At 51.8% G+C, this 16,633-nt stretch carries 15 protein-coding genes; 10 read left to right on the top strand and 5 right to left on the bottom strand.

Annotation, left to right across the window (positions count from 1 at the left end; all coding sequences use genetic code 11):
• Positions 1 to 729 (top strand): queuosine precursor transporter, encoded by a 729-nt coding sequence (locus CSR04_RS03675; RefSeq protein WP_102794907.1) that lies wholly within the window; start codon positions 1 to 3, stop codon positions 727 to 729.
• Between the two features lie 8 nt (positions 730 to 737).
• Here the strand turns inward: CSR04_RS03675 and CSR04_RS03670 are convergent, their stop codons facing one another.
• Positions 738 to 1,484: a substrate-binding periplasmic protein gene (locus CSR04_RS03670; RefSeq protein WP_172449224.1), complete on the bottom strand. Its 747-nt coding sequence runs from the start codon at positions 1,482 to 1,484 to the stop codon at positions 738 to 740.
• A 250-nt stretch (positions 1,485 to 1,734) separates the two neighbouring features.
• On the bottom strand, positions 1,735 to 2,475 hold the full coding sequence (locus tag CSR04_RS03665) for a substrate-binding periplasmic protein (RefSeq protein WP_102794905.1): 741 nt from the start codon (positions 2,473 to 2,475) through the stop codon (positions 1,735 to 1,737).
• 174 nt (positions 2,476 to 2,649) lie between these two features.
• Here CSR04_RS03665 and CSR04_RS03660 point away from each other — a divergent pair, with 174 nt between their 5' ends.
• Entirely contained in the window at positions 2,650 to 3,198 is a 549-nt protein-coding gene (locus tag CSR04_RS03660) for a SprT family zinc-dependent metalloprotease (RefSeq protein WP_281259780.1), read from the top strand.
• A 69-nt stretch (positions 3,199 to 3,267) separates the two neighbouring features.
• The gene (locus tag CSR04_RS03655; protein ID WP_102794903.1) at positions 3,268 to 5,118 is read left to right on the top strand and encodes a choice-of-anchor I family protein; all 1,851 of its coding nucleotides are present in this window, start codon (positions 3,268 to 3,270) and stop codon (positions 5,116 to 5,118) included.
• A gap of 137 nt (positions 5,119 to 5,255) precedes the next feature.
• On the opposite strand, the gene CSR04_RS03650 is transcribed toward CSR04_RS03655, so the two are convergent.
• The 3 genes from CSR04_RS03650 to CSR04_RS03640 all read right to left on the bottom strand — a co-directional run bounded on the left by CSR04_RS03650 (position 5,256) and on the right by CSR04_RS03640 (position 7,659).
• Positions 5,256 to 6,005 carry an MBL fold metallo-hydrolase gene (locus tag CSR04_RS03650; RefSeq protein WP_102794902.1) on the bottom strand — a complete coding sequence of 250 codons (750 nt, stop codon included), beginning with the start codon at positions 6,003 to 6,005 and terminating at the stop codon, positions 5,256 to 5,258.
• A gap of 69 nt (positions 6,006 to 6,074) precedes the next feature.
• Positions 6,075 to 7,337 carry a glycosyltransferase gene (locus CSR04_RS03645; RefSeq protein ID WP_245921413.1) on the bottom strand — a complete coding sequence of 421 codons (1,263 nt, stop codon included), beginning with the start codon at positions 7,335 to 7,337 and terminating at the stop codon, positions 6,075 to 6,077.
• Positions 7,318 to 7,659, bottom strand: a complete 342-nt coding sequence (locus CSR04_RS03640; protein ID WP_102794900.1) for a GGDEF domain-containing protein — start codon at positions 7,657 to 7,659, stop codon at positions 7,318 to 7,320. The genes CSR04_RS03645 and CSR04_RS03640 overlap by 20 nt, the downstream gene beginning before the upstream one ends.
• A 173-nt stretch (positions 7,660 to 7,832) precedes the next feature.
• On the opposite strand from CSR04_RS03640, the gene CSR04_RS03635 reads away from it, so the two are divergent.
• From CSR04_RS03635 to CSR04_RS03605, 7 genes are all read left to right on the top strand, one after another.
• The gene (locus tag CSR04_RS03635) at positions 7,833 to 8,525 is read left to right on the top strand and encodes a YIP1 family protein (protein ID WP_172449222.1); all 693 of its coding nucleotides are present in this window, start codon (positions 7,833 to 7,835) and stop codon (positions 8,523 to 8,525) included.
• Between the two features lie 12 nt (positions 8,526 to 8,537).
• Entirely contained in the window at positions 8,538 to 9,704 is a 1,167-nt protein-coding gene (locus CSR04_RS03630; RefSeq protein WP_102794898.1) for an efflux RND transporter periplasmic adaptor subunit, read from the top strand.
• Positions 9,694 to 10,413 carry an ABC transporter ATP-binding protein gene (locus CSR04_RS03625; RefSeq protein WP_102794897.1) on the top strand — a complete coding sequence of 240 codons (720 nt, stop codon included), beginning with the start codon at positions 9,694 to 9,696 and terminating at the stop codon, positions 10,411 to 10,413. Before CSR04_RS03630 ends, CSR04_RS03625 begins: the two co-directional genes overlap by 11 nt.
• Positions 10,406 to 11,644: an ABC transporter permease gene (locus CSR04_RS03620; protein ID WP_102794896.1), complete on the top strand. Its 1,239-nt coding sequence runs from the start codon at positions 10,406 to 10,408 to the stop codon at positions 11,642 to 11,644. The genes CSR04_RS03625 and CSR04_RS03620 overlap by 8 nt, the downstream gene beginning before the upstream one ends.
• A 155-nt stretch (positions 11,645 to 11,799) precedes the next feature.
• Entirely contained in the window at positions 11,800 to 12,549 is a 750-nt protein-coding gene (locus tag CSR04_RS03615; protein ID WP_102794895.1) for a MipA/OmpV family protein, read from the top strand.
• A complete protein-coding gene (locus CSR04_RS03610) occupies positions 12,539 to 13,609 on the top strand; it encodes an efflux RND transporter periplasmic adaptor subunit (protein ID WP_172449221.1) in 1,071 nt (356 codons plus the stop codon). The genes CSR04_RS03615 and CSR04_RS03610 overlap by 11 nt, the downstream gene beginning before the upstream one ends.
• 13 nt (positions 13,610 to 13,622) lie before the next feature.
• On the top strand, positions 13,623 to 16,628 hold the full coding sequence (locus CSR04_RS03605; RefSeq protein WP_102794893.1) for an efflux RND transporter permease subunit: 3,006 nt from the start codon (positions 13,623 to 13,625) through the stop codon (positions 16,626 to 16,628).
• Positions 16,629 to 16,633 lie beyond the last annotated feature (5 nt).

Raw genomic sequence — 16,633 nt, 5'->3', positions numbered from 1 at the left:
ATGCACAAACTTGACGACGGTCGAGCCTTAGCGCAGCACAAATTTAAGTATTATGACTTGGTGATGGTCGCCACCTGCGTAATTATCGTCTGCTCAAATATCATTGGTGCCGGCAAAGTCGCCACTATTGCCGGTTTCAGCTTTGGTGCCGGTATCTTATTTTTTCCACTGTCTTATGTGCTGGGTGACGTACTGACCGAAGTATATGGGTATGCCCGGGCCAGGCGGGTGATCTGGGCTGGCTTTGCCTCCGCGCTGTTTGCCGCCGCCATGGCAGCCTTTATTACGGCCATCCCGCCCGATGCCAGTTGGAACAGCGATCTCGGCGGCATTTCGATGCAGCAGGCGTTTGCCCTGAATTTCGGCCAGGTGCCGCGCATTATCTTTGCGTCGGTGCTGGCAATCTGGGCCGGCGAGATGGCCAATGCCTTTGTTATGGCCAAAATGAAAGTGCAATCGGCCGGCAAAGCGCTCTATCAACGCACCATTGGCTCGACCATGGTGGGCCAGGCGGTAGATACCCTGATCTTCTACCCGCTGGCATTTTGGGGAGTCTGGAGCAGCGACCTGATCATCAAAGTGATGCTGACCAATTATCTGCTGAAAGTGGGCTGGGAAGTGCTGCTGACACCCTTCACCTATCTAGTCGTCAACCGCTTAAAACGTAGTGAAGGTGTTGATGTGTATGATAAAGACACCCACTTTACGCCTTTTTCCATTAAGTCATAGGCTAGGGTTCATTCGGGACGGGAATACTTTGCCATTATAGTCTGGTAGGTACCGTCATTACTGATATCCTGCATCGCATGGCGAAGCCTGGCAATGACCTGCTCATCCGTGCCCCGGCTGGCAGCAAGGTACAAGCCTGGGCTATGACTGACCTGGGTATGCTTATGCACGGTCTGAGCAGCCACCCCTAACTCACTGAGAATGGCGGCGGCGCTTAGCTCAGTGGCAAACACCGCATCCACCCGCCCTTTGAGTAATAAGCGCCAGGACTGAATCAGTGTTACCGTCGGTGCCAGGCGCGTGGCATCAAAGTCCAGAGATTCCAGCAACTGTAATTCATAACTTTCCCTTGGCGCGGCAACGGTAAGCAACCTGGCCTGGCGCCAGTCCTGAATATCGTCCAACTTGCGCGCATTGAGGCTGTAAAAGTGGTATTGGATATCACGGAACTTGCTGACCCAGATAAACAAGGGCTCACGTTGCGTCGATCTGACCATGGAAAAGATCAGAATATTAGGCTGGTCCTGAGCTACCTGATAGGCACGGGCCCAGGGGTGAAACTCAATTCCCGCGTCAATGCCCGCCCGTTTCAACGCTTCTTTTACCACATCCACATGCAGCCCCTGCTGCCGACCATTTTCCCCCTGTAACTGCAGCGGCGGCAATATTTCAGTCAATACCCGTATGGGCGGTTCAGGTACTGCCAAGCCAGGCTGACTCATTGCCCAAAGCAAAAAGCCAATCATTCGCAACATTCTAGAATACAAGGCTCTGGTAAAATCTGGATTCAATGACAACGTCCGCATTCGGGGGCAATCAATTGCCGGTTCGGTTATTCACTGGTTTCTTGCTACATTCTTGAGTAAGCGCGCAAGAATCACAAGCCAAAGGGCTGTTTCACATGGCTCAGAGCGTTTAATAACCTGTGGCGCATCATTGTTCTGAGCCTTTCATTGCTTGTTGAAGTCTCCGAACTTCTCCTTTACCTCTAATGGAAATGGTTTTCTAACGGTCAGTATAAAAATGGGTTTTACCTTCTCGCACCATTTCTTTAAGTTCCTTGGCAATTTGCTCTTGCAACTGCTCGCTAGCGCTTTTGCGTGAAATGGCCAGATAAACCTGGGATACCGGGGTCAAATCTGAGGGCTGTAACACTAGTGCGCCCTGATACCTGGGCTGAGAGGCGATCAGGTACTCCAAAATGTGCTGGGGGCCGATAATCACATCCGTTACGCCTGTGAACAGTTCTGCCAATGCCTCATCGGTGGTCTCTGACCAGCGTACCTGGTAGCCATTTTGTTGCAAAACTGATGGTACGTGCTGGTCATAAAACCGATCCTTCATCAGCGTTACGTTTCTACCGGTCGCGGCCAATGCTTTGTCCTGCGCTCTTTCCTTGTTGACAAACCAGCTCAAACTGCGCGCTTCATCAAATGGCAACATATACAAATACCCTGCCCGCTCCTGAGTCAGTAACAAGCCGGTCATCAGATCCGTTTTACCGGCTTGCATACGTTTAAGGCAGCGCTCTATTGGCGTGGGCAGGCTAAATCGCAGTTCGAAATTGGCCCGGGCAGCCAATTCCTTCATCATATCCACCATAGGGCCATGCGGTGGACTATTCTCCTGATAGAATTGCCTGGGCGGCAAATGATCAAGACACCACTCCAGTGCAGGTTTTTCCTGGGCAAAAACGGTGCCACTGGTGAGCAAAAGCATCAAGGTCACAAGCGAACATCTGTGCATAAGTTTTCGCCCTCACAGCTACTACTATTAAGTGTAATAGATATTGATGAGAATCGTGCGGTCCAGTTGATGCGTTCAACATACTCCCTTTGGGCAATCCCTGGTTACTTGCAGGTCAGCAACTGGTAAACTGTCTTCACCGCCCTTCATATATGACTGCGTAGAAATATTGCCGTGGCCAACCTTTGCCCCGAACTCATTCAAAGCGTAGAGAACAGATTAGAGCAGTGTCTTGTGATGGCGCAAAGCCAGCTGGGCCGCACCTTTGCCACACCCAGCCTGAGCTATGATCAACGCGGTCGCATTGCTGGCAGCGCCCGTTTACAAGCCAATCATATTCGCCTAAACGCACAGTTGCTGGCCGACAACCCTGAAGAGTTTATGCGCGAAGTGATTCCCCATGAATTGTGCCATTTGTTGGTGTGGCAGTTATATGGCCGTGGCACCTTGCGCAATCCGGTCCGGCCGCACGGTCCGCAATGGAAAGAGCTGATGCGCAGGCTGTTTGGCCTGCAAGGTAGCGCCTGTCACCAGATGGATATCAGTAAAGTGGCCGGGCGCCAGTTTACTTACCACTGCCATTGCGGCCCGGTACAGCTATCCATCCGTCGGCACAATCGCGTGCTGCAAGGGGTAAGCTATCAATGCCGACATTGCCGTCAGACTCTAGTCAGCCAGTCGCTCCCAGCCCAAGCAGACACACATAACAATTCCGACATATAACTGTCATCCAGCCGTCATCCTTGGGCTGTTACATTTTATTGTTTAATAACAATAGAATGGGAAAACACTATGAATCTGAAGCGCTCCTTAATTGCGTTAACCTTAATGTCGGCTTTGGCTGCCTGCTCCGATGGTGACGATGGTGCTCAAGGGCCAGCTGGCACACCAGGCCAGAACGGCACCCCTGGTCAGGACGGTGCGCCGGGTAAAAACCTGCCAAGAGATCTGAATATTGAGGTGGTGGGCCGCTTTAATACCGGTATTTATGGCAAGTCTGCGGCCGAGATTGTGCAGTTCCATACCACGTCCAAATCAGCTTTTGCCATAAACGCTGCCGACAATCAGATTGAAGTGATTTCCCTGGCCAGCCTGCCAGTAACCGCCGTTGGCAATCCCATCACTGACAACAGCCTGTCGTCCACGGCTTTCACCTTCCCCGCCACCGTGTCTGTGAAAAACAGCAGCGGTGTGGATATTAATCTGAATCTGGGCGAAGCCAATTCCATCGCGATTTATCAGGATTTACTGGCCATTGCGGTAGCCGGGCAGGAAAAAACCGCTACCGGTGCAGTGCTGTTTTATACCCTGGATGGCACAGGTCAGGGTACCTTTGTTAAAGCCGTGGCAGCCGGTGCTCTGCCCGATATGCTGACCTTTACTCCGGATGGCAGCATGGTGCTGGTCGCCAATGAGGGGGAGCCCGACACGGACTATATACTGGACCCCGAAGGCTCTATCAGTGTTATCTCCCTGACAGGCGGCACCCCGGCCGATGTAGCGGGAGAAATTAACCTGACCACAGATATACGTTTCAGCTCCGATTTGCTGGATAGTGAAGATTATGACACTGATGCCAAACGCCGCGCCCTGCTAAGCACTGCGGGCGTGAAATTCGCAGGCCCCGCGGGGACTACCGTGGCACAGGATCTGGAACCAGAATATATCAGTGTTGCCGCTGATAGTAAGACCGCCTACGTGTCTCTGCAGGAAGCCAATGCGATCGGCATCCTCGACCTTACCGATATGACGATAGAAATCAAAGCACTGGGCTTTAAAGATTGGAGTCAGCATACCCTGGACTTTAGCAATGAAGATGAGGTGGCGTCGTTCAGAACCTTGCCCAATGTCTATGGTATGTATCAACCAGACAGTATCGCTGCATACAGCTGGAATGGTGCAACTTTTATCCTCTCCGCTAACGAAGGCGACTCCCGCGACTGGGACGCCTATTCTGAAGATATTCGGGTCGAGGATGTGGTTGACCCGGATGAATTAAATCTGACCCTCTCCACCGAACTACAAACCCTGTATGATGAAACCGGTGGCAAAGACGGCCTGGGCCGTTTGAAGATCACCTCTGCCCTGCTGGATGCGGATAATGACGGTATCGTAGATAAACTCTACGCCTATGGTGGGCGTTCATTCTCTATCTGGGATCAGAATATCAACCAGGTGTTTGACTCAGGCGATGACTTTGGTCGTATCAGCGCCGCCGTACTGGGCAATAATTTCAACAGTGCCCATACCGAGAACAAAGGTGACAACCGTTCAGATGATAAGGGCGGTGAGCCTGAAGCCATTGATGTGGGGATGATTGAAGGTCGCACTTATGCCTTTATCGGTCAGGAACGCTCTGGCGATCTGTTTATCTATGATGTCACCAATCCGTTTCAGGCGGCCTTTGTTGCGCACTATAACAACCGCAACTTTGACGCAGACTTTGAACTGGATGATGACTTGGACAACCCTTGTGATGAAGCAGAAGGTATGGACTGTAGTGACGTCCCCAATGCTGGCGATTTGGGTCCAGAAAGCATCAAGTTCATCAGTGCTGATAACAGCCCTAACGGTAATCCATTGTTACTGATTGGCAATGAAATCAGTGGTTCGGTGACGGTCTATCAGGTAACCGAAAAATAATCTTCTTAACCCCGCCAGCATGCTCACTGTAAAGTCCTGGCGGGGCTTTCTCCATGGCATTCTGAACTACGTCTATCGATCTGAGTTAATTGATAACCAACGTGATGCTTAGTCAAACACGCTATCTACCGTCGGATTTACACCCACTCCCTTTGCGCACTGCTGATACCAAGGATAATACGTTCCTGGCAACGCACCACTTGTAACCCCTGTGCGCGAATCTTATCAGCTTCCTGCAACGAACCGTAGTGATAGACCCGCATACGACTGAGCACCCGGGTATCGTATTCGTAAAGCAAATCCCCAACACCACTATGTGACGGATTCCCTTTGAGCGAACAGTCATGAAAGATGGTTTCCGTCGCGCCAACCTGATGATGCAGAATCTCAGGAATGGGCCGGGTATCGCCAGTAAAGAAGAACAACCCGGGCATATGCAATGCAAAGGCACTGCCCGCCTGGTGATGACGAACCGGATAGATACTAAGCCGCTGGCCCTGATGCCAGAAGCTATCGACAACAGGCACTAATTGCAGGCAGTCCCATACATTTTTGCCGCCTTCGGCCAAACCTGTATGGGCCAGCATGTGGCAAAGCTGAGGCACCAGCGCTGCGGCAATATACAAGGTGGGCATAGCGGCAGGACGACTCAGACAGCATTGGAAAAACAGCTGCTCCAGCCCGGCCATATGATCATAATGCAGGTGAGTAATAAATACCGCTGCTGGCAAGGTCTCATGGGTAAAAGCGGCGTAACGCGCCAGACTGTCAGGGCCACAATCGATCATCAGCCAGGGCCGCTGTTGTTTTTCTATCAGGCAACAGGCATGGCCAAGGCTGCTTTGACGAGCACTGCCAACACCAAGAAAACAGGCTGAAAAATCCATATACACTCCTGCCCCATGCAAAAATCTGACGGCGTTGGCAGAACAGCCTAACTGGCGGGTGTGACAAGCTTATGACGTGACAGATTGCAGGGCTTTCAATCGATTTTTGGCTTCAATCCACTGTGCCATATATTGTGTGCTACGTAGGCTGTGATGCCTGAGCATACTGCCGTAAAAGTTACTCAAACGGGACGTGTCCAATTCCCTGATGACCTGATCCATTTTGGCTAACAAGGCCGGGCCATGCCGTTGCATCGAAAATCGACCTGCCAGCAACTGTCCGGCCTGTCCGCTAAAAGTTTGCCAGGTATCGGCCTGCTGATATAACTCAACCGCCATTTGCACAAATTCATCTGGTGCATCGGCTACCATGATTCCCGCCGGTAACGAGCCGTACATACCTTCGGCGCCTATGCTACTGGTCACCGCTGGCGTCTGGCACAAAGCGGCATCAATCAGCTTACCTTTCAGACCAGCGCCAAAACGCAGCGGCGCCAGCATCACCCTGGCCTGAGCAACTACCGATACGGCATCCTCGGCCCAGCCCTTAACCAGAAAGCCCTGTCGTTCGTCATGCAATGCGGTGGCTTTAGGTGGTGGATAAGCGCCATAAATATGCAATTCGGCCTGTGGTAATACTTTGCGGATAGCAGGCCAGATGTGCTGTTTAAGATACAAAACCGCATCCCAGTTGGGGGCATGGCGGAAATTGCCGATACTGATAAAATGCTGCCGCCTGGCAAACTCTGGTGTTTCTGCGAATTCTACTTGCTCCTGCATAAAGGGGCAGTAATGCAGAATATGCGATGGAATATTGAATTTTTCCTGCAGCAATGTCAGTTCAAACTCGGAAATCACCAGAGTCAAGTCACAACGCAAAATCGCCGCGATTTCACGTTTGGCCAGGTCATTATACAGGTGCGTATCGCTCAGTGGCTGGTTTTGCTTCATCGCCAAATGCCGGGCATGGCGCAGAAAATGCAGATCTTCAGAATCAAGAATTCGCAAAGCACCCGGACAGTATTGCTCTACCCGCCAGCCAAATTGTTCTTCCATCATAAAGCGGTCAAACATCACTACATCCGGTTGCAGGTGGCGAAGGTAGTCGTCAAAGGACGCGCAGTTAAGGCTTAAACTGACCGCCTCAATACCCAAACTGGCCAGATCCACCGCATGCTGACTGCTGTCGGCGGCAGAACCATACACCACTTCGTACCCCGCGCCGCGAAATACCGACAACAATTGCAGCATTCTACTGCCAGCAGCAGATGAGTTGGGCTCCGGCCATACATAACCTATCACCAGCAATGTTTTAGCCTTGTGCAAAATCAGTCTCCACTCTGTTACGCCCTTTGTGCTTGGCCTGGTATAGCAAATTATCCACTTTTTGCAGCAGGCTCTCTACCGGCAATTCGCCCGCCTGCGCGGCACCAATGCTGATGGTCACTGCATAACGCTGGTTGTTAACCAAAATGCCCTGACCCGCCAATGCCTGGCGCAATCTTTCCAATCCCAATCTGGCTTGCTGAATATCCACATTGGGCATCAGCAATGCAAACTCCTCACCACCAATACGGGCCAGCACATCAATCTGGCGAATTTCCGTATTTAGCAAGGCCGCCAGGCCTTGCAACACTTTGTCGCCAAACGGCACGTGCCCAGAATAATTCGTTACCTACATTTTCTTTTACGATTTTTTACCGATTTATTGTTATAAATCTGTCAGAGTGCTGACTAACCAGACTGCATTGCTTATTTCTTTAAAGATAAGCATTTCTGCACCTATTTCAGGAAATGCCCAACATAACAATATTAGGGAGACTATTTGTGGCGACTCTTTCCAACGCGGTGATAAATGTTTTTGTGGCCCCCAGAAGCCTGTTTGACGACCTAAAGGAAGCCAAAGGATGGGGGTGGATTGCGCTGTTATTTTCAGTGGTATTTTATGCCCTGGTGGCCTACTGGATGTACAGCGGCATGAGCAATGAGTGGATTGTTGAACAGCAGGTTGCACAGATGGGGGATGTCAGCCCGGCCGAAGCGGAACAAGCCAGGGGCTTTATGCAGGAAAGTGCGTCCTATACCGCACCTTTAGCCGCAATCAGCATTGTACTGGTGACGCTGATTATCAACGCCATCTACGCAGGCTACTTTAAGTTGGTCGGCCGCACCGACGAATACAGTTATGGCGACTGGTACAGCTTTAGCCTTTGGACCATGATGCCGATGTTTGTCAATGCGCTGGGGCTGGCGTTGCTGCTTCTGTTGGCCGACAGCCCGGATGTGCCACTGAACCTGTCGAACTACGCCTCGCTGAACCAGTTACTGCTGAATCTGCCCCTGGATCACAACTTATACGCCTGGGCTGAGGCCTTTAACCTGTTTAGTTTGTGGAGCATCGTTATTGCCGCACTGGGCCTGCAAAGCTGGGCAAAAATGAAGCCCATTACTTCCTATGTGTTTGCCGCATTGCCGTTTTGCCTGATTATGGGGATCTGGCTGTTAGTGGCACTTATCTAAGCGGAACCTAAGATGAAAAAGTTCCTTATTCTGGCCGCTATTCTCGGCGGCCTTGGGGCCCTTGTTGCCTATAAACACCTGGCCGGTAATAGCGGTCAGGTCACGGTTGAGGCGGCTGAAGTCAGCAAAGGGGTACTCAGTGACACTATTCTGGCATCGGGTAATCTGGTGTTTAAATCCCAGATCCAAATTCGTTCCGAAGTCACTGGTCGGGTTCAGGATGTATTGGTAGAAGAAGGTCAGCAGGTTAAACAGGGCGATGTGCTGATGCGTTTGGACCCTACCGCCTTTGAAGCGGATGTAGACAGCTATCAGGCTGCAGTACAGGCCCGCAGTATTGAGATTCAGCGAACCCGTGCGGTGGAAGATGATCTCAACCGCCAGGTACAACGCAACAAACAGTTGCTGGGGCAGAATCTGGTCCAGCAGGAAACTGTGGATGCCCTGCAGAGCCAACTGGATATCGCCCGCATCAACACCCAGGCCGCCCAGGCACAGTTAGAACAAGCCCAGGCCGCACTGTTACTGGCCAAGGACAGACTGCGCAAAACCGTGTTTATTGCAGCGATGGACGGCTTGCTGGCTTCGGTGGATATCAAACCCGGTGAAACCGTGATTGCCGGTACTACCAACATTGTTGGTTCGGACTTGATGGTACTGGCCGATCCCAGCGCTATCTTGGCGGAACTGAGAGTGGATGAAGCCGACATTGCCCATATCGCATTAAATCAACAGGCCGAAATTTTTGCCGCCGCCCTGCCTAAAACCCCCATCAATGGCGAGGTGATTTCCATCGGAACCTCGGCAAAACGACTATCCAGCAGCGAGGGGCTGGCGTTTCGGGTCAAAGTGCTACTGAACCCTGGAGAACACCAGCTTTATCCGGGTATGAGCTGCAGGGCGGAGATTGTCACCGCACAAGGAGAACCTACTTTGAATGTGCCGGTTGCCGCGATTCAGGAAGAAGATGGTAAGTCCTTCGTATGGCAAGTCAGTGATGACAACACCGTCAATAAGGTTTGGGTTACTACCGGCATGGCCACTGATATTCATCAGGCCGTGTTAACCGGCCTGAGTGAATTGCAAAAAGTGGTTATCGGTCCATCCAGGTTGATCAGCCAACTTGAGCCAGGACAGCAAGTACAATTGAAACAGGACAGTAGCAGCGATGCCAGTTGATGCCGTTATTAGCCTGAAAAATATCAGCAAGCGTTACCAGATGGGCACCGAGACCTTCTATGCCCTGCGAAACATCAGTCTTAATATCGAGCGTAATGACTATGTAGCCATCATCGGGCCTTCCGGCTCGGGTAAGTCCACCCTGATGAATATCCTCGGCTGCCTGGATGTGCCCTCCGAAGGCCAATACCTACTGGCCAACCAGGCCGTGGCCACACTGGACGAGGCGCAACTGGCGCAGATCCGCAACCAAAGCGTTGGCTTTATCTTTCAGAGTTTTAATCTACTGCCCAGGGCGTCGGTTCTTGCGAATGTGATGCAACCACTGGTGTACAGAATGATCCCAACTGCCCAGCGTCGTGATATGGCAGAGCAGGCCCTATCCCGCGTCGGACTCAGTGACAAGCTGGGGCATTTCCCCAATCAGCTATCCGGTGGTCAGCGTCAGCGTGTCGCCATTGCCAGGGCACTGGTCACTAAGCCAGCCATTTTGTTGGGTGATGAACCGACGGGAAATCTGGACAGTAAAACCACCCAGGACATTATGAAGCTGTTTGACCAACTGCATGAGGAAGGCCACACCATAGTTCTGGTCACCCATGAACAGGACATTGCAGACCATTGCCGCAGAGTCATTCGCCTGGTGGACGGTCAGGTCGCGCAGGACAGTCGCAACGATATGCAAACCCGGGAGAAAATGCATGTTTAGCGGCTTACACGCAACCATTGAAGGCACCCGTGCGGCCTTGGCATCCATTCGCGCCCATGCCATGCGCAGTGCCCTGACGACATTAGGTATCGTGATTGGTGTTGCTGCCGTGATTACCGTAGTGGCAGTGATGGAAGGCTTAAGTGCCAGTATTGACTCGCAATTGGATGATCTGGGCAGTGATATGGTGACCCTGCGCGCCCGTACCTCGCAGGAACAGGCCATGCTCGGCTTTGCCAACAAGCTCAGCTATGAGGACTTTATTGTCCTGAAATCCAAGGTCAATAATGTGCAGGATATGAGCGCGACGATGCAGGCCTTTACCTTCGGCAGTAAGGTCAGCTATGGGCGCGAAACCATCCAGACCCAGGTCATTGGCACCGATGCCAATTACCAGAAAGTCATCAAGGTGTTTCCCCAACAGGGCCGTTTTGTCAGAAGCAGCGATGACGACAGACGCCGTAGGGTGGTATTTATCGGCGAATCAGTGCGCAAAAAGTTGAAATTGCCGGACAACCCCATCGGTGAATTTATCAGCCTGTCTGGTGAATGGTTCCGCATTATCGGCGTGGCAGAAGAGCGCGGCTCATTATTTGGCTTTGATCAGGACAACTATATTATTGCGCCCTTCTCTACGATGGCGTCGCTGGCAGGCTCAAGAGTGACAGAAAATATCGATATTCTGTTTCGACCGGCACCCGGCGCCAGCCTGGACAATGTGCAGGCGCAGATACGTCAGATCTTACGCAAACGCCACCATCTGTCCGGTGACGACAAGGATGACTTTGAGTTTATAACTGCCAAAAAAACCAAAGAAAGCTTCGAAAAAGTCACCACATCCGTGACCCTGGTGGCAGGTGGTGTGGTAGGTATTAGTCTGCTGGTAGGCGGCATCGGTGTGATGAATATCATGCTGGTGTCGGTGACCGAACGCACCCGCGAAATCGGTATCAATAAAGCGCTGGGGGCCACCCCTAACTTTATTATGCTGCAGTTTCTGGTGGAAGCCCTGGTGCTGTCCCTGTTTGGTGGACTGATTGGCTTGTTACTGGGTTGGGGACTGGCAGCCTTACTGTCTATGTTGATGCCCGGTATGCCCGGAGCGCTGGTACCTGGCTGGGCCATCGCGCTGTCGTTTGGTTTTACCACCGCCATTGGCGTTATCTTTGGCTTAATGCCGGCGGTAAAGGCCTCAAAACTCAATCCCATCGACGCCCTTCGCTACGAATAACGCCCCATAAACCGCAGCATCCGCTGCGGTTTTTTTTAAATTCAAAAAATATTACACCTTGTAAGTTTCAAGAAAGCTTGCCCACCTATTCTGGCTCCAACAAAAACGCAGGTGGCCATGTTGGCCCCTGCAACATAACCCTTGAAGGAGCTTTAATGAAACTGTCCAACCTTGCACTGACACTGATGATTGCCTCAACCAGCAGCACCGCTATGGCCGACGAAAGCAAGCCATTTCGCTGGGGAATTGGTCTGGCGGCTGTCGCCCAGGATCAAGGATACACTGATGTTGGCAATGAAACCGTTGTGGTGCCGGTCGTGGCCATTGAATACGGGAACTTCTCCCTGCTCGGCCCCAGAGCCAACTACAAACTGTATCAAAGCGAAAATTTTGAACTGTCGGCCTCTGCCCAGCTAAGAATGGACGGCTATGAGGAAGATGATGGCGATATATTCAAAGGGATGGAAGACCGGGATATGGCTTTCGACGCCGGTTTTGAAGCGGAGATCGACACCAGTTTCGGCGAGTTTGGTCTTGAACTGATGCATGACCTTACCAGTACGCACGAAGGTTTTGAATTTTCAGCCAGCTATGGCATTCCTTTCAGACTCGAGAAAGGCCGGGTAGTCCCTTACATATCGGCCAACTATCAAAGCGACAAGATGGTTGACTACTATTACGGCGTACGTGCTGAGGAAGCGACCGCCAGCCGTCAATTCTATGAACCCGATGCCGCCACCAGCTTCGAAATTGGTATCAGCAGCGATTGGTACTTTGGTCGAGGCAAACACATGATCAAAGCGGATATTAGTTACAGCGCGTATGGCAGTGAAATTAAAGACTCCCCCCTGGTTGACAAGTCAGGTTCCACGCAATTGCTGCTGGGGTATGTCTATGTTTTCTAAAACCAGCCTGGCCTTGCTATGCCTGCTGACATGGGTCACAGGTTGCGAGCCATATGACGAGGTATTAGAGGTTCCACCAGCCCCGCTGCCCGAACCTCTAACCACCGTCGCCCTCAAGTCAGAACATCCGCTGACCAGGGCATTTTTTTCCCGGATCCAAGGGCAAAACAGCATTGATGCAGCGCTATTTACCCCTGGGCGAATTGCCCAGGTACTGGTCAAAGAAGGCGAGCTGGTTAAACAGGGTCAATTACTGGCTAAACTGTATTCGCCAAGCCTGGACAGCCGCATTGATGCAATGCAGGCTGAGCTTAACAGCGCTAATGCTGATCTGAACCTGGCCAGGCAACAACTAGCGCGTCAGAAAAGTCTCAGAATCAGCGCGCTGAACAGTCAGCAAGCGGTTGATGATGCCCAGCGCAATATGCATGTGGCCGAGCAAAAAGTTGGACAGGCGCAGGCGCTGTTACATGAAGCTGTGAATCAGGGCAAAGAGAGTCTGTTGCTGGCACCAGCCGATAGCATCGTTACTAAGCTATATCATCGCAGTGGTGACTTTGTCGATGCTGGCACTCCCATCATCAGGCTGGATTCAAGCCACCACCAAAAAGCTGTGTTTGCCTTACCAGAACGGGATGCACTGCGTATACAACCTGGCCAGGATATGTCTCTATATCTGCCGGCCTTGAGCAGAACCATATCGGGTCGAGTCACTGAACGCTCGGCACCTCAGCCTGGTGCGCCAGGACTATTTGACGTCAGCCTGAGTTTGGAAGATGCCGATCCTTCACTGGTGGGCCTGACGGTTCGACTGGATCTGCAGAGGAACCAGGCGATTCTCTATCAGGTGGATATTGCCGCCTTGCGTTTTGCTCCGGCACCTGAAGGACCTCGGGCTTTTGTCATCACCGAACCTGGCCAGTCTATGGCAGTGGAGATCCACGACTTAGCCGATAGTTATGCTGTCGTCAGTAGTGCCAGCGCGCTAACCGACAAACTGTTGATTACCCCGCAGGACAAGCTTGCCACCAACCTGAGTCAGCTCAGGTTAGACAATTAAGCAGAGAATTCATATGCAATCAACACATTGGTATTTACGCACCAGGCTGATCCTGGGTTTGGTGCTGTTGTTATGTCTTACCGGACTGATGACCTGGTATAGTGCCTTTGAGCAGGAAGATCCCCATTTCCCCTACCGCAATGGTTTTATTTTGCTTAGCCAGGCCGGTGCCAGTGTCGATCAATTGACCCAGTCAGCCGTGATGCCGGTGGAAAGAGAATTGAGTCAGATAGATGAAATTGCCAACTACAGTGCCCGTATCAAAACCGGCAGTGCCAGCATTGATATTGAGCTAAAAGAGACTGTTTACGACACAGAAATTGTCTGGCAACGCATCAAAGATAAGCTGGCGCCCTTGCAAAGTGCCATGCCCACCACCCGACTGTCTGTCATCGACAGAGCCCAGGATACGCAAGGCATCGTATTGGCAGTCGACAGCAACCGAGGCATTCTGGCTGACCGTGAACTGGCGCTGAAGGTCAAAGACCGCTTACTGCAGTTGGATAGCATCAGGCATATTTCCCTGGTAGGTGACCCGGGGTTGCAGTTAGCCGTGCGGTATTCTCAGCAACGTATGCTGGAAACCGGCATATCCCCGTTGGCATTGGCAAAGCAGATCGCTCAGGCCAATCAGGGTGACAGTCCGGCACTGCTGCAAACAGGTAAAATGTTAGCGGCAGTGCAGCCAATGGAGCGTCTGAACAGTGTAGAGGCTGTGGAATCAATCCAAATATCCGGCCCACAAAACTTTCCGCTCAGTAGCCTGGCCGATATCTCGTTTCGTCCAGATCCGTTAACCACAGAGCGATTTTACTTGAATGGCCGACAGACCATTGGCCTGGCAATCACACTCCCCCCCAACCAGGTAAGAGTGACAAAGTTCGGACACCAGCTTCGGCATGAAATCGCATTACTGAACCGTGAGTTTGCCCCTGCCAGTATAGATATCTTACTTTTTCAGCCCGAATGGAGTGAAACCCGGCGCAGTGATCTGTTGCAGTCCTTGATGTTCAGCTGCGCTGCGGTATGTCTGGTACTGATGGCATTGATGTCAATTCGCACAGCACTGGTAGTGAGCCTGTCAATCCCTGCTATTGCCCTCAGTGCACTGGGCATATTTGGCATTTTCGGCGGCGTGATACATCAGATGACCATCGCAGGATTGATTCTCTCATTGGGAATGATGGTGGATAACAGCATTGTAACGGCCGAACGCATATTGTTTCATACGGAATCTGGCCGGCAGCGAATTGATGCCTGCCTGGCCGCACTTAAAGAGCTGTGGCGTCCCCTTGCTACTGCGACTGCTACCACCATAGCGGCCTTTGTCCCGATGTTATTGTCCAAAGGCAGTGTGGCAGACTTTATTTCGAGTATTCCGGTATTAGTCATCCTCAGCATCCTGCTCAGCTACCTGATAGCCTTGTCGTTGGTGCCGTTACTGAGTCGGCATATGATTGCGCAGCACACCCGACCATCCCGGCAGGACGTTTTAATATCAACGGGCAGCAGGTTAGCCAGCCTGGCGCTGCAAAAACCCAAAGCAACCCTGTTTTTTGCGGCACTGGTGTCGACCTTACTGCTGATGCTTCCGGCAACTCAGGGTGAGTTTTTCCCGAAAACCAGTCGTAATCAGGCATACGTCGATATTGCGTTACCGGTAGGCAGCGATCCTGAGCAAACCGCACAGGTAGCCAATCAGTTGGCAGGCCAGTTGCAACACCACCCTGACATACAGCAAGTACTGACCTTTACCGGCCATAGCGGCCCAAGATTCTATTACAACCTGGTGCAGCAACCTGAAGAGGCCCATATCGCACGTCTGGTCATCATTACCCAGCCTCATGCCGATACACCCGCATTGGTGAGCAAACTGAACCAGCAGTTCACCGACCAGTATCCGCAGTGGATGCTCACAGCCCGGGAGCTTGGCCAGGGTCCGCCCATTGAGAGCCCCATTGAACTGAGGATTGTTGCCACACAACAAAGAGATGCTACTGCCGCGGCAGAAGCGATACGCGACATTGTACTGGCCCATCCACAGACACAGAATGTTCGTCGTGACTATGCATTTGGCAGCCCGCAACTGGGTTTTGCACTGAATAAGCAACAGTTGGTGCAAAGTGGGCTGAGCGTAGCAATGGTCAATCAGTTTCTGGCATGGCGCAGCAGTGGCCTGGAAGTGACTCGTCTGGACTTCACCAGCTTACCCACTCCGCTGGTATTAACCGCAGAGTCACAACAATCCAGCGCTCAACGCCTGGCAGATACCCAGTTGTTGAACGACCAGCAACAGCTTATCCCGCTGTCACTGGTGGCCGATGTGCACTTTCACACATCATTACCAGTGAAGACCCGTCGTAACGGACTGGAAACACTGATTGTCAGAGCCGACATTCAACACCATGCTGATGAAGAGGACATCCTGCTGCAGATGCTGCCAGAACTGGAGGCCGTGGCACAAAAATATCAGGTTGACCTGCAACTCGGAGGGGAATTTGAAGAATCTTCACAAGCCAGCAATGCCTTACTGACAGCCTTGCCTGCCGGACTGGCAATATTGTTTATCTCATTGATATTACAGTTTAATTCCTATAGGTTAAGTGCCTTGGTGATGATCAGCATCCCATTAGGCATGCTCGGTGCACCAGCCATGCTGGCCATGGCTGATATTCCTTTTGGTTTTATGTCTCTACTGGGTTTATTGGCATTGACAGGTATTGTGGTCAATTCCGCTATCTTACTGATTGAAAGCGCACTGGTAGGATTGCAGCAAGGACTGAACAAAGCCCATGCCATTACCCGGGCCGTATCTGAGCGCCTACGACCGATAGTATTGACAACCATCACCACCATCGCCGGTATGTTGCCGTTGACCTTCGGCGACAGCCCATTGTGGCCACCACTGGCTTGGGCAGTGATTGGCGGACTCATCAGTTCCACGGCCCTTATGTTGTTGGTAATGCCTTTGGCGCTGAACTGGCTGCTGCCAGAGCCTCAGCAATCAATGGGGCAATAACCATG

The sequence above is a fragment of the Bowmanella denitrificans genome, from assembly GCF_002887595.1.
Taxonomy (GTDB): Bacteria; Pseudomonadota; Gammaproteobacteria; order Enterobacterales; family Alteromonadaceae; genus Bowmanella; species Bowmanella denitrificans.
This window is presented reverse-complemented; position numbering and strand designations above follow the sequence as displayed.

What these genes read in the sequence shown, in the direction of transcription:
- CSR04_RS03675 (WP_102794907.1), top strand. Translation starts at nt 1, where the DNA reads ATGCACAAACTTGACGACGGTCGAGCCTTAGCGCAGCACAAATTTAAG.
- CSR04_RS03670 (WP_172449224.1), bottom strand. Translation starts at nt 1,484, where the DNA reads ATGTTGCGAATGATTGGCTTTTTGCTTTGGGCAATGAGTCAGCCTGGC.
- CSR04_RS03665 (WP_102794905.1), bottom strand. Translation starts at nt 2,475, where the DNA reads ATGCACAGATGTTCGCTTGTGACCTTGATGCTTTTGCTCACCAGTGGC.
- CSR04_RS03655 (WP_102794903.1), top strand. Translation starts at nt 3,268, where the DNA reads ATGAATCTGAAGCGCTCCTTAATTGCGTTAACCTTAATGTCGGCTTTG.
- CSR04_RS03650 (WP_102794902.1), bottom strand. Translation starts at nt 6,005, where the DNA reads ATGGATTTTTCAGCCTGTTTTCTTGGTGTTGGCAGTGCTCGTCAAAGC.
- CSR04_RS03630 (WP_102794898.1), top strand. Translation starts at nt 8,538, where the DNA reads ATGAAAAAGTTCCTTATTCTGGCCGCTATTCTCGGCGGCCTTGGGGCC.
- CSR04_RS03625 (WP_102794897.1), top strand. Translation starts at nt 9,694, where the DNA reads ATGCCAGTTGATGCCGTTATTAGCCTGAAAAATATCAGCAAGCGTTAC.
- CSR04_RS03620 (WP_102794896.1), top strand. Translation starts at nt 10,406, where the DNA reads ATGTTTAGCGGCTTACACGCAACCATTGAAGGCACCCGTGCGGCCTTG.
- CSR04_RS03615 (WP_102794895.1), top strand. Translation starts at nt 11,800, where the DNA reads ATGAAACTGTCCAACCTTGCACTGACACTGATGATTGCCTCAACCAGC.
- CSR04_RS03610 (WP_172449221.1), top strand. Translation starts at nt 12,539, where the DNA reads ATGTTTTCTAAAACCAGCCTGGCCTTGCTATGCCTGCTGACATGGGTC.
- CSR04_RS03605 (WP_102794893.1), top strand. Translation starts at nt 13,623, where the DNA reads ATGCAATCAACACATTGGTATTTACGCACCAGGCTGATCCTGGGTTTG.